Here is a 22,293-nt window from a genome sequence, read left to right as displayed (position 1 = left end):
CACCGCCCGCGGGTTCCTCAGACGTCCCGGCGGTCCACGACCACCACCGCCAGCACCGCCGCGACCCCCGCCCACACCGCGAACACCACCCAGGAGCCGCCCACGGTCGTGGGGTACCTGCGGGCGATCGTGAAGGGATGGGTGCCGTACCCGACGTCCACCAGCCGGGCCCAGGCGTTGAGGGGCAGGGCGTTCCTGACGCACGCCGTCCAGTGGTAGCGCTCGGTGACGAAGGACGGCAGGAGCAGCAGCACGACCGTGGTCAGCACCATCGTCGTCGCGCTGTGCCGGACCACCGCCCCCACCCCCATCCCCACCAGCGCGCTCACCGGCGCCAGCAGCGCCGACGCGGCGACCACCCGCCAGGCACCGGGGTGGCCGATCGGCACGCCCTGGCCGCGGCCGTCGAGGATCGCCTGCGTGACCGCGTAGGAGGCGCCCGCGACGACGGCGCCGTACACCGTCATCACCGCCGTCACCACGGCCACCTTGGCCGTCATCAGCGCCCGCCGGTCGGGCACGGCGGTGAACGTCGTACGGATCAGGCCCGTCGCGTACTCGCCGACGACCGCGATCGCGCCGATGCTCGCCGCCGCCAGCACCAGCATCAGCGCGGCACCCTGGGTGAAGGCGTCCCGCAGCGCCCAGTACACGAAGTCGCGGTGGATGGGCTCGTTGTAGTGCGGGTAGTTGGTGTAGTCGGCGCGGGCCGCGTTCGCGTTGAAGGCCACCAGCGCCGGCGCGCTGGAGCCGAGCGCCCAGTAAGTGGAGCGCAGCGAACGGAGTTTGATCCATTCGGCGGCCGGCAGGTCGGTGAAGCGGGCGGGCGGAACGGCGAGGGCGGTCGTCATCGGGTCTCTCCTGCCGCGTACTCGACGCTGTCGGCGGTCAGTTCCATGAAGGCCGTCTCCAGCGAGGCGGACTGTGTCGTCAACTCCCACAGCAGGAGTCGGTGTTCGTGGGCCAGCTCGCCCACCCGGACGGCTCCGGCCCCCTGCACCTTCAGCGTGTCGTCGCCGTGCCGTTCCACCGCCGCGCCCTCCTTCGCCAGGACGGCGGCCAGGGCGCCGGAGTCCGGCGACCGCACCGTCACGGTCGGCGCGGTCCCGCGGGCGGCGAACGCGGTCAGGGACTCGGCGGCGATCAGCTCTCCCCGGCCGATGACGACGAGTTCGTCGGCGGTGTGCTCCATCTCGGACATCAGGTGACTGGAGACGAACACCGTCCGCCCCTCGTGCGCGAGCCGCCGGAACAGCCCCCGCACCCACAGCACGCCCTCCGGGTCGAGCCCGTTGAGCGGCTCGTCGAACATCAGCACCGGTGGGTCGCCGAGTAGCGCGGCCGCGATGCCGAGCCGCTGCCTCATCCCCAGGGAGTAGGTGCCGATGCGGCGCCCGGCCGCCGCCCCGGTCAGGCCGACCTCCGCGAGCACCTCCTCCACCCGCCGCCGCGGGATGCGGTTGCCGCGGGCGAGCGCGTGCAGATGCGCCCGCGCGCTGCGGCCGCCGTGCACGTCGTGCGCGTCGAGGAGGGCGCCGACATGGCGCAGCCCGCGCGGATGGTCGCGGAAGACATGGCCGCCGATCGTGGCGGTGCCCGCGGTCGGCTCGACGAGCCCCAGCAGCATCCGCAGCGTCGTGGTCTTGCCCGCGCCGTTCGGGCCGAGGAAGCCGGTGACATGGCCGGGGCGAACGGTGAAGGACAGGTCTCGTACGGCGGTCGTGGGGCCGTAGCGCTTGGTGAGCTGCTCGACTTCGATCATGGGACCACGGTCCCGCGGACGGCGGGCGCCGGGCATCGGGCGGGAGCCGACACTCCTGGCGGCGGCCTGTCGACCCTGGTTGTACGTCCACGGGCCGATGACCGGCCCGCGCGCCCGCCCTACGATCGCGTCATGCCCGCAGCCCCGCCTCCGCCGCCCCTGGTCAAACGCGTCTCGCCGGCCGCGTGGACCGCGCTCGTGTGGTGCGCGAGCACGCTGTTCACCCTGCTGACGACCTTCCGGCTGCCCGGCGAGACGGAGCCCGCGCAGTGGCCGGCGGCCCAGCTCTACCGCTGGGACGGGCTGACGTTCCTGGCCCTGTCGACCGCGCTGGCCGTCCAGGGCGGCCGGCTGCTGCACCGCAGGCCGCTGCTCGCCGTCACCCTGACGATCCTCGCCGGGATCCTCGAGACGTCCACCCTGGGCGTCGGCGAGCTGCCGATGGCGCAGTACCTCACCACCATGGTGGCGCTGTACTTCGTCGCGGCCACCCATCCGCGGCGCACCGGGCTCATCGCCCTGGCCCTGGCGGTCGGCACCCTGATCCTCTACCTCGCCGTGCGGATGCTGCGCGGCTGGCCCGCCGGCACCTCCGCCGAACTGGCCGTCGCCCTGGTAACCGTGATCGCCTGGCTGCTGGGCAACTCCGCGCACGAGTCCCGGGCGCACGCCCGGCGTCTCGGCGCCGAGCAGGCCGCCCAGGCGGTCACCGCCGAACGCCTGCGCATCGCACGGGAGATGCACGACACGGTCGCCCACAGCATCGGCATCATCGCCCTGCAGGCGGGCGCGGCCGCCCGGGTGGCGACCGCGCACCCCGAGGCCGCCCTGACGGCGATGCGGGCGGTGGAGACCGAGGGCCGCCGGACCCTCGCCGGACTGCGCCGGATGCTGGTCGCCCTGCGGGCCGCCGACCCCGGAGCGGACCCGGACACCGTCCCGGCGGGTCTGGCGGACGTCGACCGGCTGGCGGCCACGACGACCGCGGCGGGCGTCCGGGTGGAGGTGCGCCGGCTGGGAGAGCCGTGCCCGCTGCCGCCCGACATCGACCTGTCGGCGTTCCGGATCATCCAGGAGTCGGTCACCAACGTCGTACGGCACGCCGGCACCCGCGCGTGCCGGGTCACCGTCGACTTCCGCGACGAGCGGGAACTCGCCGTGGAGATCACCGACGACGGCCTGGGCCGGGGCAGCTCGACCGACACCGGCTTCGGACTGGTCGGCATGCGCGAGCGGGTCGCCCTGCTGCACGGCGAGTTCACGGCCGCGCCGCGCGCCGAGGGCGGCTTCCGCGTGGCCGCCCGGCTGCCGCTGCCGGCGGGCGTCCGATGACGGCGCCTACGTCCGCACCGCCGGTCCGGGTCCTCCTGGTCGACGACCAGGAACTCATCCGGACCGCGCTGAGCATGGTCATGGCCGACCTGGCGGACGTGGAGGTCGTCGGCGAGGCGGCCACCGGGGAGGAGGCGGTCGGCCTGGCCGGTGAACTCGCCCCGGACGTCGTGGTGATGGACATCCGCATGCCCGGCATGGACGGCATCGAGGCCACCCGCCGCATCACCGGCACCCAGGGCGACGTACGCGTGGTCGTCCTGACGACCTTCGACGACGACGCCTACGTGTACGGCGCCCTGCGCGCCGGCGCGTCCGGTTTCCTCGTCAAGGACATGGCCCTCGACGACATCATCGGCGCGGTCCGGGTGGTGGCGGCGGGCGACGCGCTGATCGCCCCGAGCGTGACCCGCCGCCTGATCCACGACTTCGCCGCCCGCCCGGAACAGCGCGGCCACCGACGCGAGTTGACGGGCATCACCGACCGCGAGCGCGAGGTCCTCGTCCTCGTCGGCAGCGGGCTGTCCAACGCGGAGATCGCCGCCGAGCTGTGCATCAGCGTCGCCACCGCGAAGACGTACCTGACCCGGCTCCTGGCCAAGCTGGACGCCCGGGACCGGGTGCAGCTGGTGATCCTGGCGTACGAGGCGGGACTGGTCTCCCCCTGACGCGCGACCGCCCCCGGGTCGCGAACCCCCGTCTCACGGACCGCCGTTCACAGCCCCAGCGTCATGATCAGCCGGTCCTCCCCGGGCCCGAAGTAGTGCTTGTGGACGCCTCCCTCGACGTCGAAGCCGAGCGAGCGGTACAGCGTGATCGCGGCCGCGTTCGTCGGTTCGACCGTCAGCCGGACCTGGTGGACGCCCTCGGCGCGCAACCGGCGCAGCACCTCCAGCATCAGCCGGCGGCCCAGCCCGCGCCCGCGCAGGTCGTGGGTGATGGCGAGGCTCTTGATCCAGTTCACATAGCCGTCGGAGGTGGTGACGAACAGGACGTAGCCGTGCAGGCTCTCGCCGTCGTCGAGGACGAGGAAGCGGTCGGCGTGGACGTCGTAGGCCTGGCGCAGTTCGAAGTAGTGGTACGGCTCCTCGGGGAAGGCTTCCCTGTCGAGGCGGTGCAGCTCGGGAAGGTCGGCCTCGACGACGCCTCTGAGCGTCAGCGGCCGGTCCGCCCGGCCGACCATGGAAGGTAAACGTTTCTCTGGAAGAGCCGTCATGCCGCCCCCCTGCGGGATGGGAGTCAAGGGTGGGTTGACACCCGTACGGGTGGTACGGGCGAGACGCCTGTCTGTCCGTCTTTCCGGAGTGTTCGGCGGAGTTCCGACCATCTTGAGCGGGACAATCCGGCCGTTCAAGGCCGGATCAGGTCGCATGAATGCATTCGCCCCCATGCGCCCCCGGTGCGCCCCGCGTCACCGAAGGACATGACGGTAATTCCCAGGACTGGTACCGTGGTCAAATGACCTTGAGATCGTCGGGGGATGTCCGGGTGCAGAATGCCGACGCGCCCTGGGATTCATTCGACCCGATCGCCTACGTTGATCACAACTACCGCGACTTACAGGCAGAGGACGCGGAGATCCTGAATATTCTTCGGGAACATTTCGGCGGTCATTTCCGGAAGCAGGGCCTCGGGCCGGTATACGGCATCGACGTGGGCGCCGGCGCCAATCTTTATCCCGCGTTCTCCATGATGCCCTGGGCCGACGAGGTCACCCTCTTCGAGCGCTCACCGGGCAACGTGCGCTATCTCGAGAGTCAGACCGACTCCTACGACGCCGGCTGGGACCCGTTCTGGGACGCCCTGTGCGAGCACGAGGCGTACGCCGGCGCGGACTTCGACCCCCGCGAGCGTTTCCGCAAGGTCGCCAAGGTCGAGCAGGGCAGCATCTTCGACCTGGAGCGCTTCGGGGCGCGCTGGTCGGTCGGGACCATGTTCTTCGTCGCCGAGTCGATGACCGCCGACCCCAGGGAGTTCGCCCTGGGCGTCGCGCGCTTCATGGGCGCCCTCGCCCCCGGCGCCCCCTTCGCCGCCGCCTTCATGGAGCACTCGCAGGGCTACCACGTCGGCGACCATTTCTTCCCGGCCTGCGACGTGGGGCAAACCGAGGTCCGGCGCAGCCTCGCACCATTCGCCGACCACTTCGAGGTGCAGCGGTTGAAGGCCGAGCCAGGTGTGCGGGACGGATATTCGGGAATGATCCTGGCTCACGGCTGGCGAAAGAATACGGACGCGGAAATTCCGGCCGTCTGATCAGTGGTTCTTCGACACTGCGGATCTTCACAACAGAAGAGGGACATTCCTCAAGTGACGGCAGTGCGGCCTGTGTGAGGGGCATGGGATGCAGATCAAGCCACGCCAGCATCTGCTGGACATCTGGCAGGCCATCGGCCGCCACTCCTTCGAACAGGGGCAGTGGGCCTGGGGCGAGTGGGGCGGGAAGAGCAGCGTGGCCGACGCGGAGCGGCTGCTCTGCCTGCTGTACCCGGCCACCGAGATCCCGGAGTTCCGGCTGGACGACCCCGACACCACGCAGCCGGACGTCCACCAGGCCCTCCGGCGCGGCGGCGGCCGGCTCGACCTCCCGGCCAACCTGGTCAGGGCCGCCTCCGACTTCATGCGCACGCACACCGGCGAGGACAAGAGACCCACGTTCGCCGGGGGTTACTACTTCGGCTCGGCGGACAAGGCGCAGGAGCTCTCCGAGGAACAGCGCCGGCTCGACGTCGTCGACTCGTTCTCCATGTCGATCACCCTCTGCCTGGCCACCCTCGGCTTCCTGAAGGTCTACGAGACCAGGACCAGACGCACCGACATCCAGGAGACCATCGCCGAACTGCGCGCGGCCACCGGCAACCGGCTCACCGCCGCCATGGTGGGCCTGCTGCGCTCCTTCACCGTCAACGCCTTCGACACCGACTCCGACCAGGGCCGCAACCTCACCGAACTCCTCGGCCAGGGACGGCTGTCGCAGCGCCAGGTGCTGACCATGTACCAGACCCGCTTCCGGGCCCTGCGCGCCGCGATCGTCGAGAGCCTGTCCCTCGGCATCGACGTCCAGGAGGGCCTGAAGGACGAGAACCAGTACTTCGAGTGCGGCTGGGCGTGGAGCCTCGTCAAGGACGCGCCCGAGGTCGAGACGGACGAGCCCATCGGGCCGCAGCCCCAGGGCGTGGCCCGCGCGGTGCCGTACCTGTACTTCACCGTCGTCGCCCTCGACGGCATCCAGGACCTGTTCTCCGAGCGCACCCTCACCCTGGGCCTGCTCAACGCCGAGCAGCAGAAGCTCGCCGAGGCGCTCCGGCTGCGCTGGGAGCTGACCCAGCAGTACTGGTCCGGCATCGCCCGCTTCGACCCCGACCGCTGGCCGCTGGAGGACATTCCCTGGCGTACGACGGGGCAGGAGCTGGAGTCCGAGTACTTCTCCCTCTCCGTGGCCGCGATCCTCGTCCACGACCTGATGCGGCGCCGCGCCACCGACGACGACCTCGCCCGCACCGTCACCGTCATGGAGCGCCTCGCCGAACGCGGCCGCATCACCAGCCGGATGACACGCGACGACCCCAAGGTCTTCGAACTGCACAACGCGGGCGTCAAACTGCCCCTGCAGGGCGGCGAACAGCTCGGCGCGCCCATGACCTGGTCCCTGCACGACTTCTCGGCGCAGCTGCTGAAGCGAACCATCCAGCTGCGCACCCTCTCGCGCAACCTCGCCTCGCACGACCGGCTGCTCGGCCTCGCCGAGGACGCCTTCGGCCACATGTGGCGGCGCCGCATCCGGGAGGGCGAGGGCACCGGCCTGTGGGACAACGTCCACGCCGCCTACCCCGGCGCGGAGATCGTCACCCGCCATGTGCCGGTGTCCTGGAACATCACCGAGCGCGTCGCCGAGGTCATGGTCCAGGTCCACGAGATGTACCGGCAGCCCCCCGTCCGCAGCGCCGAACTGACCGAACTGGCAGGGGCGTTGCTCAGCGAGGCCGCCCACCTGCTGGGCAACGAACAGATGGAGGCCGCCCCCTCCGACGACGGACGGCACGGGATGCAGCTGCGCAACATCGAGGTCAAGTTGCGCCGCGCCCGCGACCTGCTCGACCAACGACCGGGCACCGCCTACGCGTTGGCGCTCGACGTGCTCGGCCAGCTCGACGCGCTCACCCGGGCCCGCGAGGCCGCGGTCCAGGGACGGTGACCGCGTGCTGATCTTCGCCGCCTCCGACAAGGGAGGCACCGGGCGCTCCGTCACCAGCGCCAACCTCGCCTACCACCGGGCGCTGGCCGGCGACGACGTCTGCTACCTGGACTTCGACTTCGGCTCGCCCACCGCCTCCGCCGTCTTCGACGTCGCCGACGCCCGCCTCGCCCTGGAGGGCGGCGGTCTGCACTCCTACCTCGGCGGCCAGGTCGTCGAGCCGGAGCGCATAGACGTCTGGGCCGTCACCGAGCACCAGGTGCTGCGCGACCCGCCGCCCGGCTGCGGCCGGCTCGTCCTGATGCCGGGCGACGTCGGCGGCGGCGAGTTCGCCACCACCGGCGACCACGTGCGGCTCTGCGCCGACCTGCTGATGAAACTGTCGTACGAGTTCGACCTGGTCTTCGTGGACCTGAGCGCCGGCCGCTCCTACGCCGTCGACATGGTCCTGGAGGCCACCGCGCGGCCGGAGATGAGCCAGGTCACCGCCCGCTGGCTGGTCTTCCACCGCTGGACCCGCCAGCATGTGGCTGCCGCCGCGAGCCTGGTCCTCGGCGAGCGCGGCATCGTCGCCGCGGGGGTCGACCGCGGCCACGACGAGGAGGAGCTGCGCGGCGCCATCCGCTTCGTGCGGGCCGCCGTACCCGACCCCGAGTCGCCGCTGTGGTCCCAGGTCTCGCCCACCCAGTCGGCGTGGCTGCGCAAGGCCGACGCCGACCTCAAGCAGCTCGCCTCCGCCCACGGCATCGGCTACAGCCAGGTCCTCGGCTCCGTCCCCCTCGAACCGGTCCTGCAGTGGCGCGAGCAGCTCATCACCGACGAGGACGTGCTCGACAGCCAGATCGCCAACATGGAGACGTGGCAGGCGCTCAGCCGGCTGGCCGCCCGGCTCACCGACGACAAACACTGGGAGCAGGCGTGAGCGAGGCCGTCTTCCGGGAGACCACGGCGCAGCCCCGCACCCGGTCCGTGCAACTGTCCCACCTCTCCCTGGAGTTGGGGCATCTCTACATGGAGGACTTCGAGGCCGGCCCGGAGCGGCTGCGCGCGCACTTCGCCGAGGTGCGGCTGTGGGTGGAGGCCGTCCGGGCCTCCGCCGCCCGCCGCACCGGTGGCAAGCGGCCCCGCATCAGCACCTGCTTCCTCATCGACGACTACTTCACCCGCTTCTCCACGCCCGCCGAACTGCTCCCCCTGGTGCTGGAGGAGGCCGAGAAGGCGGGCCTGGCCATCGACTACCTGGCCCGTGAGTCGGGCTGCGCGGTGGCCGACCGCATCGAGATCGCCGAGTCCGTCGCGCACCGCCTGGTCGAGTCGCCGCCGCCGGGCAGCAACGGCTCCCGCCCGCCCGTGGGCCAGACCGGCTGGCTCGCCAACGGCCGGCGCACGCCCACCACCGAGCGGGCCGCACTGGGCGAGGTCAGGGGCTGGCAGCCGCCGGAGGAGACCGCGGCCCGCAACCACTCCGTGTTCATGGACGTCGAGCTGTGGTCCGAGCAGGACGGCCGGCGGCTGTGGTCCTGCCCGTTCCTGGCCGCCGTCTGGCAGCTGGCCCGGCTCGGGCTGTTACGCCACCTCGGCGAGCCGGTGCTCGTCCCGCGCCCCTGGGACGGCGCGGAGTTCCCGCACGACTGGGACCGGCTGCCGCCCCTGCTCCAGCTCGACCCGCGGGCCGCCGCCTTCAGCGCCTACCGCACCTGCACCCTGCTGCCCAACCGCTTCCTCGCCGTCGAGGACGCCGTGCGGCTCATCCTCGACCAGACCCAGGTCGACGCCGAGGCCCTGCGACAGGTCGCCGCCCGCTCGAAGGGCGAAGGACTCGAGGTACCGGACGCCGTCGCCCAGCGGGCCACGTACATCTTCTACGAGGACCCGGCCACCGGCCCGGTCTCCGGCGGGCGCTGACATGACGCGGCGTCCCGGACAGCCCGCGCGCCCCGCCCTGGTCTGCGGGGAGGTGCGCACCTGTCTGCTGGCGTCCTTCCAGGCACTGGACGGCCGGGCCGCCGCCGGGCTGCTCAGGCTGCGCGCCGACGAACACGTCCGGATCTCCGAACGCCCCAACCTGTACGCCCTTTCCCCCGAGACGCTGACCGGGGTGGACTGCCGGCTGCCCACCGCCGACGGCAGCAAGGTCCGCGCCGTCGGCACGGTGGCCGCCCGCGCGGCGCTCACCGAGGGCCGGCTGCTGCAGGCCACGGCCTGGTTCAGCGCCCCGGCCGCGGGGCCCGACACCCGCCGCCCCTGGGGGCACTACCTGGTGCGGCCCGGTGTCGTCGAGCCGTTCGGCAGGCTGCCCGAACAGGCCACCGCGCAGGGCGTGCTGCGGGGCCCGGGCCGCGGGGAGCTGGACCTCGGGGCGGTCGCCGAGGCGCTGCTGGCACGGCTGCTGCGCCACCCGCTGCTGGACCGCAAGGTCCCCTTCAAGTCCCGCCGTACGCACCTGCGGTGGGTCGCCCGCCGGGTCCCCGAGGGGGAGCGGGCGGAACTGACCCGGTTCACGCTGGCCGAGGACGGCCTGCGGACCGTGGAACTGAGACTGCCGGAGGACACGCCGGCCGCCGCGGCCGCCGGGCTGTGCGAGGACCTCGCGCTGCACGACTGGCTTCTGACGACCGTGGTGCACATGCTGGAGAGCGGCCGGTTCGCCGCGGCGGACGGCCCCGTGGCGGTCCAGGCCCTGCGCCCGGCCGTCGACCATCTGCTGCATCTGTGGATGCCGCACGCGCGGGTGGAGCGTTCACTGGTCCACCTGTGGGAAGCACTGGAGCGGGAACCGGGGTTCACCCGCCAGTGGCAGAACCTGGTCCAGCGCATCCGGGACCAACTGGCCGTCCAGGCGATCCGGTTGCCGCACCAGGCACTGAGCACCAACTGAGCGAGGACGGCACCAACCACCTACCCGACGGGGGAGACACGTGAGCGGAGCGTCGTTAGGGACAGGGGACAACGGGGCGGTACTGCCGCGGCAGGGCATCCCCAAGCTGTTCTGGAAGATCCTCATCACCGCGTCGGCGGCGGGCGGCGCCTTCCTGCTGACCGTGCTGCTGAACGGGGACGACAACAACATCTGGCAATGGGTGGCGTCCATCGTCCTGGGCAGCGCGACCCTGATCGTGCAGTACCTCGTGGACTTCGGCGAGCGCCTCGAGGTGGTCGAGAACAGCCAGCGCCGGCACATCGACGACATGAAGCAGAGCCTGGCCAACCACCACGCGGAGATGCGGACGGCGGTCGACCAGAGCTTCGCCAAGATCAACGAGGCGACGGAGCTGTTCAGCAAGGTCGACGGCTCGGTGCTCCGCTCCGAGGAGGTGACCCGGCTGGTCAAGGCGTACACGCAGGTCGGCGACGAGGCGCCGGGCATCGTCAAGAGCTTCGCGGAGGAGGAGCTGAAGCGTCTCGCCGAACTGATGGAGGACCTCATCAGCGGCCGGGCCGACTCCTCTTTCGAGAACCACGAATGGCTGATCGACCTCGCCCTGTGCGTCAAGAAGACGCTTTACGCCACCAGTACGACCGTCGACCGGGATTTCTGGTCCAGCGAGCCCGCGAAACGCTATCTGGTCGCCCAGGAGAAGGCCATCAAGACCCGCGGCGTGGAGGTCCGGCGGCTGTTTCTCGTGGACGAGCCGGACGAGGTCACCGACGCCCTGCGGCAGATCTGCCAGCGCCAGCGCAGGTACGGCATCGACGCGCGGATCGGCGTGCAGTCCCAGCTCGACCCGGGCGGCACGGTGATGGACTTCATCATCTTCGACGGCGAACTCTGCTACGAGACCCGGCCGGACCACCATGTCAGGCCCGACATGACGATGCTGAGGATGAAGCGGGAACACGTCGAGGACCGCATCAGCCAGTTCGACGAGCTGTGGGCGGCGACCGAGCCGGAACCCGAGCCCCAACCGGACGCCGGCAGGACCGCGCCCCGCCGGCTGCGCAGGGTCGCCGAATGAAATAATCCGAATACCACAAACTCTTCGGCTGCGCCGTGGTCGCAGTTCACATACTCCTGCCAAGTGTAGGGGCCGCAGGTCTCCGGGTTACGGAAAAGCGTGAAACCCAAAAAGAAAGGGGAGCACGCTGTGAGGCGCAATCCCGCGCCGCCGCCGGAATTGTGAACTGTTTTTGTTACGGTCGTTAAGGAGAGGAAATGAAGCCTCCCGTCGGAACTCATGTCGTGGACACCGGTACCGGAAGAATCGGCATCGTCATGGGCCACGAAGGGCCGTACGTCCAACTCAGACCGTACGGCGGGGGGCGGGAGTGGGACGCCGAGCCCGCGGCGCTGCGGGCGGCCACCCGTGCCGAGCGGCTCGGCGCGGCCACGGCCCGGGCCGACGCCCGCAGCGGCGGTGAGGTCCCCTGACGTGAGTAGGGTGCGGGGCCATGGGTCTGTGGAACATACGGAGACGGACGAAGCCGAAGCCGCGCACCGGCAGGCGGTACCCCACCCCGCTCACCGCGCACCAGCTGTGGATGGTGTCGCTGAGCGCCCCGGTGAGCCGTGACCACGACGCCTCCCGCACCACCCTCTACCCCTTCACCCGCATCGACGACGACAGCGCCCGCAGCTGGCTGGCCGAGCAGTGGGAGATCACCTCGCGCGCGGAACTCGTCGACCGGCTCGACGACCTGTCCCGCAGCGGCTACCGGGCCCGCGCCCAGCGGCTGCTCGGCGTCGCGCCCCTCGCCTGGGACGCCGCGCTGTACGCCGACATCACCCGGCGCGGCTTCGCCGCCGGACTGATCACCGAGGCCGACGCCTGGACCGCGCTGAAGAACATCGTGCCGTCGGTGGTCTCGGCGTACGGCTCCTGGCAGGAGTACGCCGACCACTACCTGCTGGGCCGCAAGGTGTGGCGGGACGGGCTGGAGGCCGCCCAGGACCCCTCCCCGCCCGCCCCGCAGGCCGTCGCCGACGCGCACCTGCGCGCCCTGCTGGACCCGGCGAACCGCGCCAGCCCCTGGAACCTGGCCCCCTGGGACGCGATCAGTCGCCCCGACCGCGCACGCTGACCCGCCGGCGTACGGGAGAATGGACTCCATGAGGGGCACGCGATGAGTCTTTTCCGGGACGACGGCATCGTCCTGCGCACCCAGAAACTGGGCGAGGCGGACCGGATCATCACGCTGCTCACGCGCGGGCACGGACGGGTCCGGGCCGTGGCCCGGGGAGTGCGGCGCACCAAGTCCAAGTTCGGCGCCCGCCTCGAACCCTTCTCCCACGTCGACGTCCAGTTCTTCGCCCGGGGCAGCGAACTGGTGGGGCGCAGCCTGCCGCTGTGCACGCAGAGCGAGACCATCGCCCCGTACGGCGGGGGGATCGTCACCGACTACGCCCGCTACACCGCCGGCACCGCCATGCTGGAGACCGCCGAGCGGTTCACCGACCACGAGGGCGAGCCGGCCGTGCAGCAGTACCTGCTGCTCGTCGGCGCCCTGCGCACCCTGGCCCGCGGCGAGCACGCCCCGCACCTCGTGCTGGACGCCTTCCTGCTGCGCTCCCTCGCCGTCAACGGCTACGCCCCCAGCTTCGGCGACTGCGCCAAGTGCGGCATGCCCGGCCCGAACCGCTTCTTCTCCGTCGCCTCCGGCGGCGCGGTCTGTGTGGACTGCCGGGTGCCCGGCAGCGTCGTACCCTCCCCGCAGACCCTGGAGCTCCTCGCCGCGCTGCTTACGGGAGACTGGGAGACCGCGGACGCGTGCGAGCCGCGGCACGTGCGGGAGGGGAGCGGGCTGGTGTCCGCCTATCTGCACTGGCACATGGAACGCGGGCTGCGTTCGCTTCGTTACGTAGAGAAGTAAGCGGTAAGAGGAGACGAGAAGCACATGGTCGTACGCGGGATCCTGGGAAACCGGCGCCGCGAGTACAAGGCGCCCGAGCCGCACCCGTCCGGCGCCCGCGCGCCGAAGCTCCCGGGCGAGCTGGTCCCGAACCATGTGGCCATCGTCATGGACGGCAACGGCCGCTGGGCGAAGGAGCGCGGGCTGCCCCGCACGGAGGGCCACAAGGTCGGCGCCGAGCGGGTGGTCGACGTCCTGCAGGGCGCGATCGAGATGGGCGTCGGCAGCATCTCCCTGTACGCCTTCTCCACCGAGAACTGGAAGCGCTCGCCCGACGAGGTCCGCTTCCTGATGAACTTCAACCGCGACTTCATCCGCAAGAGCCGGGACACGCTCGACCGACTCGGCGTGCGCGTGCGGTGGGTGGGCCGGATGCCCAAGCTGTGGAAGTCGGTCGCCAAGGAGCTCCAGATCGCCCAGGAGCAGACCAAGGACAACGACCGGCTGACCCTGTACTTCTGCATGAACTACGGCGGCCGCGCCGAGATCGCCGACGCCGCGCAGGCCATGGCGGAGGACGTGAAGGCCGGCCGGCTCGACCCGTCGAAGGTCAACGAGAAGACCCTCGCCAAGTACCTGTACTACCCGGACATGCCGGACGTGGACCTGTTCCTGCGCCCGAGCGGGGAGCAGCGCACCTCCAACTACCTGATCTGGCAGAGCGCTTACGCCGAGATGGTCTTCCAGGACGTGCTGTGGCCGGACTTCGACCGCCGCGACCTGTGGCGGGCCTGCGTCGAGTTCGCCTCCCGCGACCGCCGCTTCGGCGGCGCCGTCCCGAACGAGCAACTGCTCGCCATGGAAGCCGCGATGCGAGGCAACGACCCCGCCGAGTAGTCACCCGGCCGAAGATCGCCGGTACCATCCCGCCTCATGGTCATGGACATGGGGCGGGACGCCGAGCAGGGCACGGTCGAGCTGACGTACGAGCCGGTCGTGGGGGACTTCCTGGGGGCACTGAAGGAGCGCAACCGGCTCAGGAAGCGGGGATGGGTGCGGTCCTGGGCCGTCGGCCTGCTGGTGTTCGCCTTCGTGCTGAACGGCGCCCTCTCCGTGGCGGGGCGGGACAAGCCCGACTGGGTGGTGCTGATCTGGCTGCCCCTGGCGCTGGTGCTGCTGCTCCTCACGCCCCGTCTCCAGGCCCGCGCGTTCCTCAAGCTCGCCGTGCGCAACGGCACCTGCCGCGCCACGGTGACGGACGCCGGGCTGACGGTGGCCACCGACAACAGCACGACGTCGGTCAAGTGGGCCGCGCAGCCCCGCTATCGGGAGACCGGGGACGCCTTCTACACCTACAGCGACGACAAGAACGCCAGCTGCTTCACACTGCTGCCCAAGCGGGGCCTCGCCGCCCCCGCGGACGCGGACCGGCTGCGTGAGATCCTCGACCGGCACCTGACCCGCGTCTGAGTCAGTTCCCGGCGGCGGCGCACTCCGCGCAGGTTCCGAAGATCTCCACGGTGTGGGCGACGTTCACGTAGCCGTGCTCGGCGGCGATCGCCTCCGCCCACTTCTCCACCGCCGGTCCTTCGACCTCGACGGCTTTGCCGCACACCCGGCACACCAGGTGGTGGTGGTGCTCGCCGGAGGAGCAGCGGCGGTAGACGGACTCGCCCTCGGAGGTGCGCAGGACGTCGACCTCGCCGGCGTCGGCGAGGGACTGCAGGGTGCGGTAGACGGTGGTCAGACCGACCGAGTCGCCCTTGTGCTTGAGCATGTCGTGCAGCTCCTGCGCGCTGCGGAACTCGTCGACCTCGTCGAGGGCCGCCGCCACGGCGGCACGCTGCCGGGTGGCGCGGCCCTTCACGGGCGGTCCAGCGGTCGTCACCGGGTCCTCCTTCTACGGCTCGCGTCCACGACGCCTGCCGGGCCATTGTGCCAGCCCGGCCCGGGCGCGGTCAGACGCCGACGTCGCCGACGGCCTCCCGGGCGGCCGGGATCGCGCACTCGGCGGGCTCACCGACGGGCCGCGCGGCCGCCGCCGCCCGGGCCCGCCGCCGGGCCAGGGGAGTGGCGAGCGCGGTCAGCACCAGGAAGGCCGCGATGGTCAGCAGCACGATCGTCGCGCCGGGCGGCACGTCCTGGTAGTAGGAGGTGACCGTGCCGCCGATGGTCACGCTCACCCCGATCGCCACGGCGATCGCGAAGGTCGCCGCGAAGCTGCGGCTGAGCTGCTGCGCGGCGGCCACCGGCACCACCATCAGCGCGCTGACCAGCAGCAGGCCCACCACCCGCATCGCGACCGTCACGGTGACCGCCGCCGTGACGGCGGTCAGCAGGTTCAGTGCGCGCACGGGCAGGCCCGTCACCCGCGCGAACTCCTCGTCCTGGCTGACCGCGAACAGCTGGCGGCGCAGGCCGAGCGTGACCAGCACGACGAAGCCGGCCAGCAGGCAGATCGCCGTCACGTCCGACGGCGAGACCGTCGACAGCGAGCCGAAGAGGTACGAGGTCAGGTTGGCGTTGGAGCCGCCGGGCGCGAGGTTGATGAACATCACGCCGCCGGCCATGCCGCCGTAGAAGAGCATCGCGAGGGCGATGTCGCCGCGGGTGCGGCCGTACCAGCGGATCAGCTCCATCAGGACCGCGCCGAGCACGGAGACGAGCGTCGCCATCCACACCGGGGAGGCGTTGAGCAGGAAGCCGAGGCCGACGCCCGTCATCGCCACATGGCCGATGCCGTCGCCCATCAGGGCCTGGCGGCGCTGGACGAGGTAGATGCCGATCGCGGGGGCGGTGACGCCGACGAGGACGGCGGCGAGCAGGGCCCTCTGCATGAAGGCGTAGTCGAGGAAGTCCATCACTGTTCCTTCAGCCCAGCAGTCCGGTGCGCAGCGGCCCGGGCTCGTGCGGGTGGACGTGGTCGTGGCCGGGGAGGGCATGCTGGCCGACCGCCTTCGGGGGCGGCCCGTCGTGCAGGACGCAGCCGTCGCGGAGCACCACCGCGCGGTCGATCAGCGGTTCCAGGGGCCCGAGTTCGTGCAGGACGAGCAGGACGGTCGCACCGGCCGCGACCTGCTCGCGCAGGGTCTGCGCCAGCACCTCCTGGCTGGCCAGGTCCACGCCCGCCATCGGCTCGTCCATGATCAGCAGTTCCGGTTCGGCGGCGAGCGCGCGGGCGATCAGGACGCGCTGGTGCTGGCCGCCGGACAGGGCGTTCACGGACTCCTTCGCCCGGTCCGCCATGCCGACCAGCTCCAGGGCCCCGCGCACGGCCGCGTGGTCGGCCTTGCGCAGCACGCCGAAGCGGGTCCGGGACAGCCGGCCGGAGGAGACGATCTCGGTGACCGTGGCGGGGACGCCGCCGGCGGCCGTCGTGCGCTGCGGGACGTAGCCCACCCGCGCCCAGTCCCGGAACCGCTCGCGCTCGGTGCCGAACAGCTCGATCCTCCCGGCGCTCACCGGCACCTGGCCGATGATCGTGCGGATGGCCGTCGACTTGCCGGAGCCGTTGGCGCCGAGCAGCGCGACGACCTCACCGCGTGCCACGGTGAGGTCGATCCCGCGCAGCACGGGGCGCGAGCCCAGGTCGGCGCGGACGCCGCGCAGGGACACGGCGGGCTCGGTCGTACCGTGCTGCGCTGTCATTTCTCTCCCAGAGCGCTCTGCAGGGCCTTGAGGTTGGCCTCCTGGACGGAGAAGTAGTCCGTGCCGCGGGACTTGGAGGTGATGCCCTCGATCGGGTCCAGGACGTCCGTCTTCAGCCCGGCGTCGGAGGCGATCGTCTTCGCGGTCTTGTCGCTGACGAGGGTCTCGTAGAAGACGGTGGTGACGCCGTCGGCCTTCGCCATCGTCTCCAGCTGCTTCACCCGTGCCGCGCTGGGTTCGGACTCGGGGTCGAGGCCGTTGATGGCCTCCTCGGTCAGGCCGTAGCGCTCGGCGAGGTAGCCGAAGGCGGCGTGGGTGGTGATGAAGACCTTGGACTGCGTGTGCGCGAGGCCGTCCTTGAACGCGGTGTTCAGCGCGTCCAGCTTCTTCACCAGGGCCGCGGTGTTCTTCCGGTAGTCGGCCGCGTGCTTGGGGTCGGCCTTCTGGAAGGCCTTGCCGACGCCCTCGGCGACCTGGGCGTAGCGCACCGGGTCGAGCCAGATGTGCGGGTCGAGGCCGGAGAGCTCGTCGTTCTCGGAGCCGTCGTGGGAGGCCGCGTGGCCGCCGACCTCGTTGCCGTGCTTCTCCAGCGAGGTCAGGGAGGCGGCGTCGATCTTGGTCTTCACCTCGGACTGGGCGACCGCGTCGTCGACGGAGGGCTGGAGGTTCTTGAGGTAGAGCACCGCGTCGGAGTCCTGGAGCTGGGCGGTCTGCCGGGCGCTGATCTCCAGGTCGTGCGGCTCCTGGCCGGGCTGGGTCAGGCTCGTGACGTGCACGTGGGTGCCGCCGATCCGCTCGGCGAGGAAGGCCATCGGGTAGAACGACGCGACGACGTCGAACTTCCCGGTGCCGGTGGCCGCCGCGCTGTCGCCGGAGCAGGCGGTGAGCGAGCCGAGGCCGAGTGCGGTGACGGCCGCCACGGCCACCGCGGGTATGTGCTGTCGTCGTACGTTCATGACAGTCATTTTCATCAAACATGGAAACCGTTGTCAATAAACGATCCGACGGGCACCGATTTGATTGAGGGGCAGTCCCCGCCGGTACGCTGAAGCATTCGCTGGAAGCATCTCGCTTCGTCGCCCGTCGTCGTAATGAAGAGAGCACCGTGGCCGCCGACAAGATCGACACCATCGTCAGCCTGAGCAAGCGCCGTGGCTTCGTATTCCCCTGCAGTGAGATCTACGGCGGCCAGCGTGCCGCCTGGGACTACGGGCCGCTGGGTGTCGAGTTCAAGGAGAACATCAAGCGCCAGTGGTGGCGCTACATGGTGACGTCGCGCGAGGACGTGGTCGGCATCGACTCGTCCGTGATCCTGGCCCCCGAGGTCTGGGTGGCCTCCGGTCACGTCGCCACCTTCACGGACCCGCTGACCGAGTGCACCTCCTGCCACAAGCGGTTCCGCGCGGACCACCTGGAGGAGGCCTACGAGGCCAAGCACCACCGCCTCCCGGAGAACGGCCTGGCGGACGTGAACTGCCCGAACTGCGGCAACAAGGGCCAGTTCACCGAGCCCAAGCAGTTCTCGGGTCTGCTCTCCACGCACCTCGGCCCCACCCAGGACAGCGGCTCGATCGCCTACCTGCGCCCCGAGACCGCCCAGGGCATCTTCACCAACTTCGCCCAGGTGCAGACCACTTCGCGCCGCAAGCCGCCGTTCGGCATCGCGCAGATGGGCAAGTCCTTCCGCAACGAGATCACGCCCGGCAACTTCATCTTCCGCACCCGCGAGTTCGAGCAGATGGAGATGGAGTTCTTCGTCAAGCCGGGCGAGGACGAGAAGTGGCAGGAGTACTGGATGGAGCAGCGCTGGAGCTGGTACACCGGCCTCGGCCTGCGCGAGGAGAACATGCGGTGGTACGAGCACCCGAAGGAGAAGCTCTCCCACTACTCCAAGCGCACCGCTGACATCGAGTACCGCTTCCAGTTCGGCGGCAACGAGTGGGGCGAGCTGGAGGGCGTCGCCAACCGCACCGACTACGACCTGAACGCCCACGGCAAGGCCTCCGGCCAGGACCTCTCCTACTTCGACCAGGAGGCCGGCGAGCGCTGGACGCCGTACGTCATCGAGCCCGCGGCCGGTGTCGGCCGTACGCTGCTGGCCTTCCTCCTCGACGCCTACGTCGAGGACGAGGCGCCGAACGCCAAGGGCAAGATGGAGAAGCGCACGGTGCTGCGGCTCGACCACCGCCTGGCCCCGGTGAAGGTCGCCGTGCTCCCGCTGTCCCGCAACCCGGAGCTGTCGCCGAAGGCCAAGGGCCTCGCCCAGGCGCTGCGGCAGAACTGGAACATCGAGTTCGACGACGCCGGCGCCATCGGCCGCCGCTACCGCCGCCAGGACGAGATCGGCACGCCGTACTGCGTGACCGTCGACTTCGACACGCTGGACGACAACGCGGTGACGGTGCGCGAGCGCGACACGATGAAGCAGGAGCGGGTCTCGCTGGACCAGATCGAGGGGTACCTGGCGGGCCGCCTGCTGGGCTGCTGACGTCCGCCGCGATAACCGCGCACGCGCCGGACGGGGCCGAGGAGACTCGGCCCCGTCCGGCGTTCGTGCGTCAACGCCCTTGCAGGGACTTGACGTTGTCGCCGAACGTCCAGTTCTTCGAGCCGTCCCAGTTGACCGACCAGGTCATCAGGCCCTTGAGGGAGGTGCCGTAGTGCTTCCAGGCCTGGGAGACGAGGGACGGTGACAGGTAGCCGCCGCCGGCGCCCGGCTGGGCGGGCAGGCCGGGGACCTGCCGGTCGTAGGGCACCCTGATCGTCGTGCCCTGCACGGCCAGGCCCTTGTCCAGGCAGTCCGTCTGCGCCGTGAAGCCCTGCACCGTGCCCGCCTGGTAGGAGTCGCCCGAGCAGCCGTACATGCTGCCGTTGTAGTACTGCATGTTCAGCCACCACAGGCGGCCGTTGTCGGCGTACTTCTTGATGATCGGCAGGTACGCGCCCCAGATCGAGCCGTAGGTGACGCTCCCGCCGGTGACGTAGGCCGTCTCCGGGGCCATGGTCAGCCCGAAGCCCGCCGGCATCCGCGCCAGGACTCCGTCGATGATGCGGATCAAGTTGGCCTGGGACGTGGAGAGTTGCGTGATGTTCCCGCTGCCGACCAGGCCCGTCTCGATGTCTATGTCGATGCCGTCGAAGTTGTACTTCTTCAGGATGGGCACGATCGTCGCAACGAACCTGTCGGCCACGGCCGTCGAGCTGAGGTCGATGCCGGCCGCGGCGCCTCCGATCGACAGCAGGACGGTCTGGCCGGAGGCCTTCGCCGCGCACATCTCCGCGGGCGTGGCCACCTTCACACCGGCGTCCATGCCGTCCTCCCACAGGGCCGTTCCGTCCGAACGGATCACGGGGAAGGCCGCGTTGATCACGTTGTAGCCGTGGGCGGCGATGCGGGAGTCGGTGATCGGGGTCCAGCCGAACGGCGGGTGGACGCCGTTGGCGGAGCCGTCCCAGTTCTCCCAGTAGCCCTGCAGGACCTTGCCGGACGGCCGCGGCTTCGGCGCGCAGGTGTCGGCGGCGGAGGCGGTGGGGGCCGCCGGGAGCTGGGTGAGACAGGCCGTCGCCAGCGCGGCGGCGAGCAGGGACAGGGCGCGGCGGAGCATACGGGCCTCCCGGTGGGGGTGCGGTGAGGTGTCGTAGCCATGACAGTGAACTGGTCCAGACCTGACGTCAATGGGTCTGGACCAATTCGTGCCGACAGGTCGGCGGAGCATCCGCTGACACATATGGACTGACAGATATTGAAATCTGTCAGCCGTCATGTCAGGGTGGTGGCATGACGATGCGAACCCGAACCCTCGGCACCACCGGCCCCCAGGTCTCCGCTCTCGGCCTCGGCTGCATGGGCATGTCCGGCATGTACGGCGACACGGACCGCGCGGAGTCCATCGCCACCATCCACGCCGCCCTGGAGGCCGGCGTCACCCTGCTCGACACCGGCGACTTCTACGGCATGGGCCACAACGAACTCCTGATCGCCGAGGCCCTGCGCACCGCCCCGGCCGCCCTCCGGGACAACGCCCTGGTCAGCGTGAAGTTCGGCGCACACCGCGCCCCGGACGGCGAATGGCTCGGCTACGACGCCCGCCCCGCCGCCGTGAAGACCTGGGCCGCGTACTCCCTCCAGCGCCTCGGCGTCGACCACATCGACGTCTACCGCCCCGCCCGCCTCGACCCGAACGTGCCGATCGAGGAGACCGTCGGCGCGATCGCGGAACTGGTCGAGAAGGGGTACGTCCGCCACATCGGACTCAGCGAGGTCGGCGCGGAGACCATCCGCCGGGCCGCCGCCACCGCCCCGATCGCCGACCTCCAGATCGAGTACGCGCTCATCTCCCGAGGACCCGAGCGCGAGATCCTGCCCACCCTGCGCGAGCTGGGCATCTCCGTCACCGCCTACGGGGTCCTCTCCCGCGGCCTGATCTCCGGCCACGTCACGCCCGGCCAGGGGTTCGCCGCGAACGACTTCCGCGCCCACACCCCCCGCTTCCAGGGCGACAACCTCCAGCACAACCTCGGCCTGGTCGAGTCCCTGCGCAAGATCGCCGAGCGGAAGGGCGTCTCCGTCGCCCAGCTCGCCATCGCCTGGGTGCTCTCGCGGGGCGACGACATCGTGCCGCTGATCGGCGCCCGCACCCGCGAGCGGCTCGGCGAGGCCCTGGGCGCCCTGGACGTGACCCTGGACGCGGACGACCTCGCCGCCGTCGAGGCGGCCGTACCGGCCGACGCGGCGGCCGGCGAGCGGTACGCGCCCGCGCAGATGGCCATGCTCGACAGCGAACGCTGATCCCGGTGCCGGGTACCGTCTAGCCATGCCCCCGACCAGCGAGACCCTGACCGCCGAGCGCATCCTCGCCGCCACCGAGGAGGTGCTGCGCCGCCACGGCCCGGCCAAGGCCACCGTGGTCGACGTGGCCCGCGCACTCGGCGTCAGCCACGGCAGCGTCTACCGGCACTTCCGCACCAAGGCCGCCCTGCGCGAGGCGGTGACCAAGAGGTGGCTGGACCGGACGACCGAGGTCCTCGCCGGAATCGCCGCCGACGCCGGACGGGACCCGCGGCTGCGGGTGCGCGAGTGGCTCGCGGCCCTCTTCGCCGCCAAGCGCCGCAAGGCCGGCGACGACCCCGAGCTGTTCGCCACGTACTCCGTGCTCACGGACGGCGCGGGCGAGGTGGTGGGCACCCACATCACCGAACTGACCGACCAGCTCACCGAGATCGTCCGCGCCGGCACGGAGACCGGCACCTTCACGGTCACCGACCCCGCGACCGCCGCCCGCGCCCTCTTCCAGGCCACCGCCCGCTTCCACGACCCCGGCTACGCCAGGGAGTGGGAACAGCCCGGCGTGGAGGAGGAGTTCGAGGCGGTGGTGGACCTGCTGGTGCGGGGTCTGTCCGCGTAGGGCGGCACGGCGGGCCGCGGCGGAGGGCCCCGCGGGGGCGGGGCGCGCCGACGTCGACGACGGCGTTCCTGGGGAGGCCGTCGAGACAGCCGTGGCCCGCTCCCGGCAGCCGTCGCTCGCCGCGCCCGTCGAGGTGCCCTCAGGGTGAGCCCGGCGAAGGCCGGCAC

The 22,293-nt window shown here is 71.1% G+C and carries 24 protein-coding genes; 16 read left to right on the top strand and 8 right to left on the bottom strand.

Features of this window, described 5'->3' with window-relative positions:
* Positions 1 to 17: 17 nt before the first annotated feature.
* Positions 18 to 851, bottom strand: a complete 834-nt coding sequence (locus tag M8J74_RS02880; protein ID WP_249834889.1) for an ABC transporter permease subunit — start codon at positions 849 to 851, stop codon at positions 18 to 20.
* Positions 848 to 1,762, bottom strand: coding sequence for an ABC transporter ATP-binding protein (locus M8J74_RS02875; protein ID WP_249834888.1), 915 nt, complete (start codon positions 1,760 to 1,762; stop codon positions 848 to 850). Before M8J74_RS02875 ends, M8J74_RS02880 begins: the two co-directional genes overlap by 4 nt.
* A gap of 132 nt (positions 1,763 to 1,894) precedes the next feature.
* Between M8J74_RS02875 and M8J74_RS02870 the strand changes: the two genes are divergently transcribed.
* Both M8J74_RS02870 and M8J74_RS02865 read left to right on the top strand, forming a co-directional pair.
* Positions 1,895 to 3,094, top strand: coding sequence for a sensor histidine kinase (locus tag M8J74_RS02870; RefSeq protein WP_249834887.1), 1,200 nt, complete (start codon positions 1,895 to 1,897; stop codon positions 3,092 to 3,094).
* Complete coding sequence (locus M8J74_RS02865; RefSeq protein WP_249834886.1) at positions 3,091 to 3,762, top strand: response regulator; 672 nt, start codon at positions 3,091 to 3,093, stop codon at positions 3,760 to 3,762. The genes M8J74_RS02870 and M8J74_RS02865 overlap by 4 nt, the downstream gene beginning before the upstream one ends.
* 47 nt (positions 3,763 to 3,809) lie before the next feature.
* On the opposite strand, the gene M8J74_RS02860 is transcribed toward M8J74_RS02865, so the two are convergent.
* Positions 3,810 to 4,277: a GNAT family N-acetyltransferase gene (locus tag M8J74_RS02860; protein ID WP_249834885.1), complete on the bottom strand. Its 468-nt coding sequence runs from the start codon at positions 4,275 to 4,277 to the stop codon at positions 3,810 to 3,812.
* 275 nt (positions 4,278 to 4,552) lie between these two features.
* Here M8J74_RS02860 and M8J74_RS02855 point away from each other — a divergent pair, with 275 nt between their 5' ends.
* The 11 genes from M8J74_RS02855 to M8J74_RS02805 all read left to right on the top strand — a co-directional run bounded on the left by M8J74_RS02855 (position 4,553) and on the right by M8J74_RS02805 (position 14,543).
* Positions 4,553 to 5,347: an SCO2525 family SAM-dependent methyltransferase gene (locus tag M8J74_RS02855; RefSeq protein WP_249834884.1), complete on the top strand. Its 795-nt coding sequence runs from the start codon at positions 4,553 to 4,555 to the stop codon at positions 5,345 to 5,347.
* A gap of 88 nt (positions 5,348 to 5,435) precedes the next feature.
* A complete protein-coding gene (locus tag M8J74_RS02850) occupies positions 5,436 to 7,286 on the top strand; it encodes an SCO2524 family protein (protein WP_249834883.1) in 1,851 nt (616 codons plus the stop codon).
* A 4-nt stretch (positions 7,287 to 7,290) separates the two neighbouring features.
* Complete coding sequence (locus tag M8J74_RS02845; protein WP_249834882.1) at positions 7,291 to 8,208, top strand: SCO2523 family variant P-loop protein; 918 nt, start codon at positions 7,291 to 7,293, stop codon at positions 8,206 to 8,208.
* Positions 8,205 to 9,191 carry an SCO2522 family protein gene (locus M8J74_RS02840; protein ID WP_249834881.1) on the top strand — a complete coding sequence of 329 codons (987 nt, stop codon included), beginning with the start codon at positions 8,205 to 8,207 and terminating at the stop codon, positions 9,189 to 9,191. Before M8J74_RS02845 ends, M8J74_RS02840 begins: the two co-directional genes overlap by 4 nt.
* A 1-nt stretch (position 9,192) precedes the next feature.
* Positions 9,193 to 10,164, top strand: coding sequence for an SCO2521 family protein (locus M8J74_RS02835; RefSeq protein ID WP_249834880.1), 972 nt, complete (start codon positions 9,193 to 9,195; stop codon positions 10,162 to 10,164).
* Between the two features lie 40 nt (positions 10,165 to 10,204).
* Entirely contained in the window at positions 10,205 to 11,242 is a 1,038-nt protein-coding gene (locus M8J74_RS02830; RefSeq protein WP_249834879.1) for a DUF6879 family protein, read from the top strand.
* Positions 11,243 to 11,439: 197 nt separating this feature from the next.
* On the top strand, positions 11,440 to 11,655 hold the full coding sequence (locus M8J74_RS02825) for a hypothetical protein (RefSeq protein ID WP_249834878.1): 216 nt from the start codon (positions 11,440 to 11,442) through the stop codon (positions 11,653 to 11,655).
* Between the two features lie 20 nt (positions 11,656 to 11,675).
* Positions 11,676 to 12,305 carry a DUF1266 domain-containing protein gene (locus M8J74_RS02820; protein WP_249834877.1) on the top strand — a complete coding sequence of 210 codons (630 nt, stop codon included), beginning with the start codon at positions 11,676 to 11,678 and terminating at the stop codon, positions 12,303 to 12,305.
* A gap of 42 nt (positions 12,306 to 12,347) precedes the next feature.
* Positions 12,348 to 13,094 (top strand): DNA repair protein RecO, encoded by a 747-nt coding sequence (gene recO / locus M8J74_RS02815; protein WP_249834876.1) that lies wholly within the window; start codon positions 12,348 to 12,350, stop codon positions 13,092 to 13,094.
* Between the two features lie 24 nt (positions 13,095 to 13,118).
* Positions 13,119 to 13,970, top strand: a complete 852-nt coding sequence (locus tag M8J74_RS02810; RefSeq protein WP_058925412.1) for an isoprenyl transferase — start codon at positions 13,119 to 13,121, stop codon at positions 13,968 to 13,970.
* 36 nt (positions 13,971 to 14,006) lie between these two features.
* The gene (locus M8J74_RS02805; protein ID WP_249834875.1) at positions 14,007 to 14,543 is read left to right on the top strand and encodes a YcxB family protein; all 537 of its coding nucleotides are present in this window, start codon (positions 14,007 to 14,009) and stop codon (positions 14,541 to 14,543) included.
* Position 14,544: 1 nt separating this feature from the next.
* Here M8J74_RS02805 and M8J74_RS02800 read toward each other — a convergent pair whose 3' ends face one another.
* From M8J74_RS02800 to M8J74_RS02785, 4 genes are all read right to left on the bottom strand, one after another.
* Complete coding sequence (locus tag M8J74_RS02800; protein ID WP_058925414.1) at positions 14,545 to 14,961, bottom strand: Fur family transcriptional regulator; 417 nt, start codon at positions 14,959 to 14,961, stop codon at positions 14,545 to 14,547.
* A gap of 70 nt (positions 14,962 to 15,031) precedes the next feature.
* Positions 15,032 to 15,934: a metal ABC transporter permease gene (locus M8J74_RS02795; RefSeq protein ID WP_249834874.1), complete on the bottom strand. Its 903-nt coding sequence runs from the start codon at positions 15,932 to 15,934 to the stop codon at positions 15,032 to 15,034.
* 10 nt (positions 15,935 to 15,944) lie between these two features.
* A complete protein-coding gene (locus M8J74_RS02790) occupies positions 15,945 to 16,721 on the bottom strand; it encodes a metal ABC transporter ATP-binding protein (protein WP_249834873.1) in 777 nt (258 codons plus the stop codon).
* A complete protein-coding gene (locus tag M8J74_RS02785; RefSeq protein ID WP_249834872.1) occupies positions 16,718 to 17,677 on the bottom strand; it encodes a metal ABC transporter substrate-binding protein in 960 nt (319 codons plus the stop codon). Before M8J74_RS02785 ends, M8J74_RS02790 begins: the two co-directional genes overlap by 4 nt.
* A gap of 149 nt (positions 17,678 to 17,826) precedes the next feature.
* Between M8J74_RS02785 and M8J74_RS02780 the strand changes: the two genes are divergently transcribed.
* Positions 17,827 to 19,209: a glycine--tRNA ligase gene (locus M8J74_RS02780; RefSeq protein ID WP_249834871.1), complete on the top strand. Its 1,383-nt coding sequence runs from the start codon at positions 17,827 to 17,829 to the stop codon at positions 19,207 to 19,209.
* A 70-nt stretch (positions 19,210 to 19,279) separates the two neighbouring features.
* On the opposite strand, the gene M8J74_RS02775 is transcribed toward M8J74_RS02780, so the two are convergent.
* Positions 19,280 to 20,326, bottom strand: coding sequence for a chitinase (locus M8J74_RS02775; RefSeq protein WP_249834870.1), 1,047 nt, complete (start codon positions 20,324 to 20,326; stop codon positions 19,280 to 19,282).
* A gap of 173 nt (positions 20,327 to 20,499) precedes the next feature.
* Between M8J74_RS02775 and M8J74_RS02770 the strand changes: the two genes are divergently transcribed.
* Both M8J74_RS02770 and M8J74_RS02765 read left to right on the top strand, forming a co-directional pair.
* Positions 20,500 to 21,510 carry an aldo/keto reductase gene (locus tag M8J74_RS02770; RefSeq protein ID WP_249834869.1) on the top strand — a complete coding sequence of 337 codons (1,011 nt, stop codon included), beginning with the start codon at positions 20,500 to 20,502 and terminating at the stop codon, positions 21,508 to 21,510.
* A gap of 25 nt (positions 21,511 to 21,535) precedes the next feature.
* Positions 21,536 to 22,126 carry a TetR/AcrR family transcriptional regulator gene (locus tag M8J74_RS02765; protein ID WP_249834868.1) on the top strand — a complete coding sequence of 197 codons (591 nt, stop codon included), beginning with the start codon at positions 21,536 to 21,538 and terminating at the stop codon, positions 22,124 to 22,126.
* Positions 22,127 to 22,293: the final 167 nt, after the last annotated feature.

It is taken from the genome of Streptomyces panaciradicis (assembly GCF_023516615.1).
Taxonomy (GTDB): Bacteria; Actinomycetota; Actinomycetes; order Streptomycetales; family Streptomycetaceae; genus Streptomyces; species Streptomyces panaciradicis.
The sequence above is the reverse complement of the archived record's forward strand: the minus strand, read 5'-3'. Positions and strand labels throughout refer to the sequence as shown.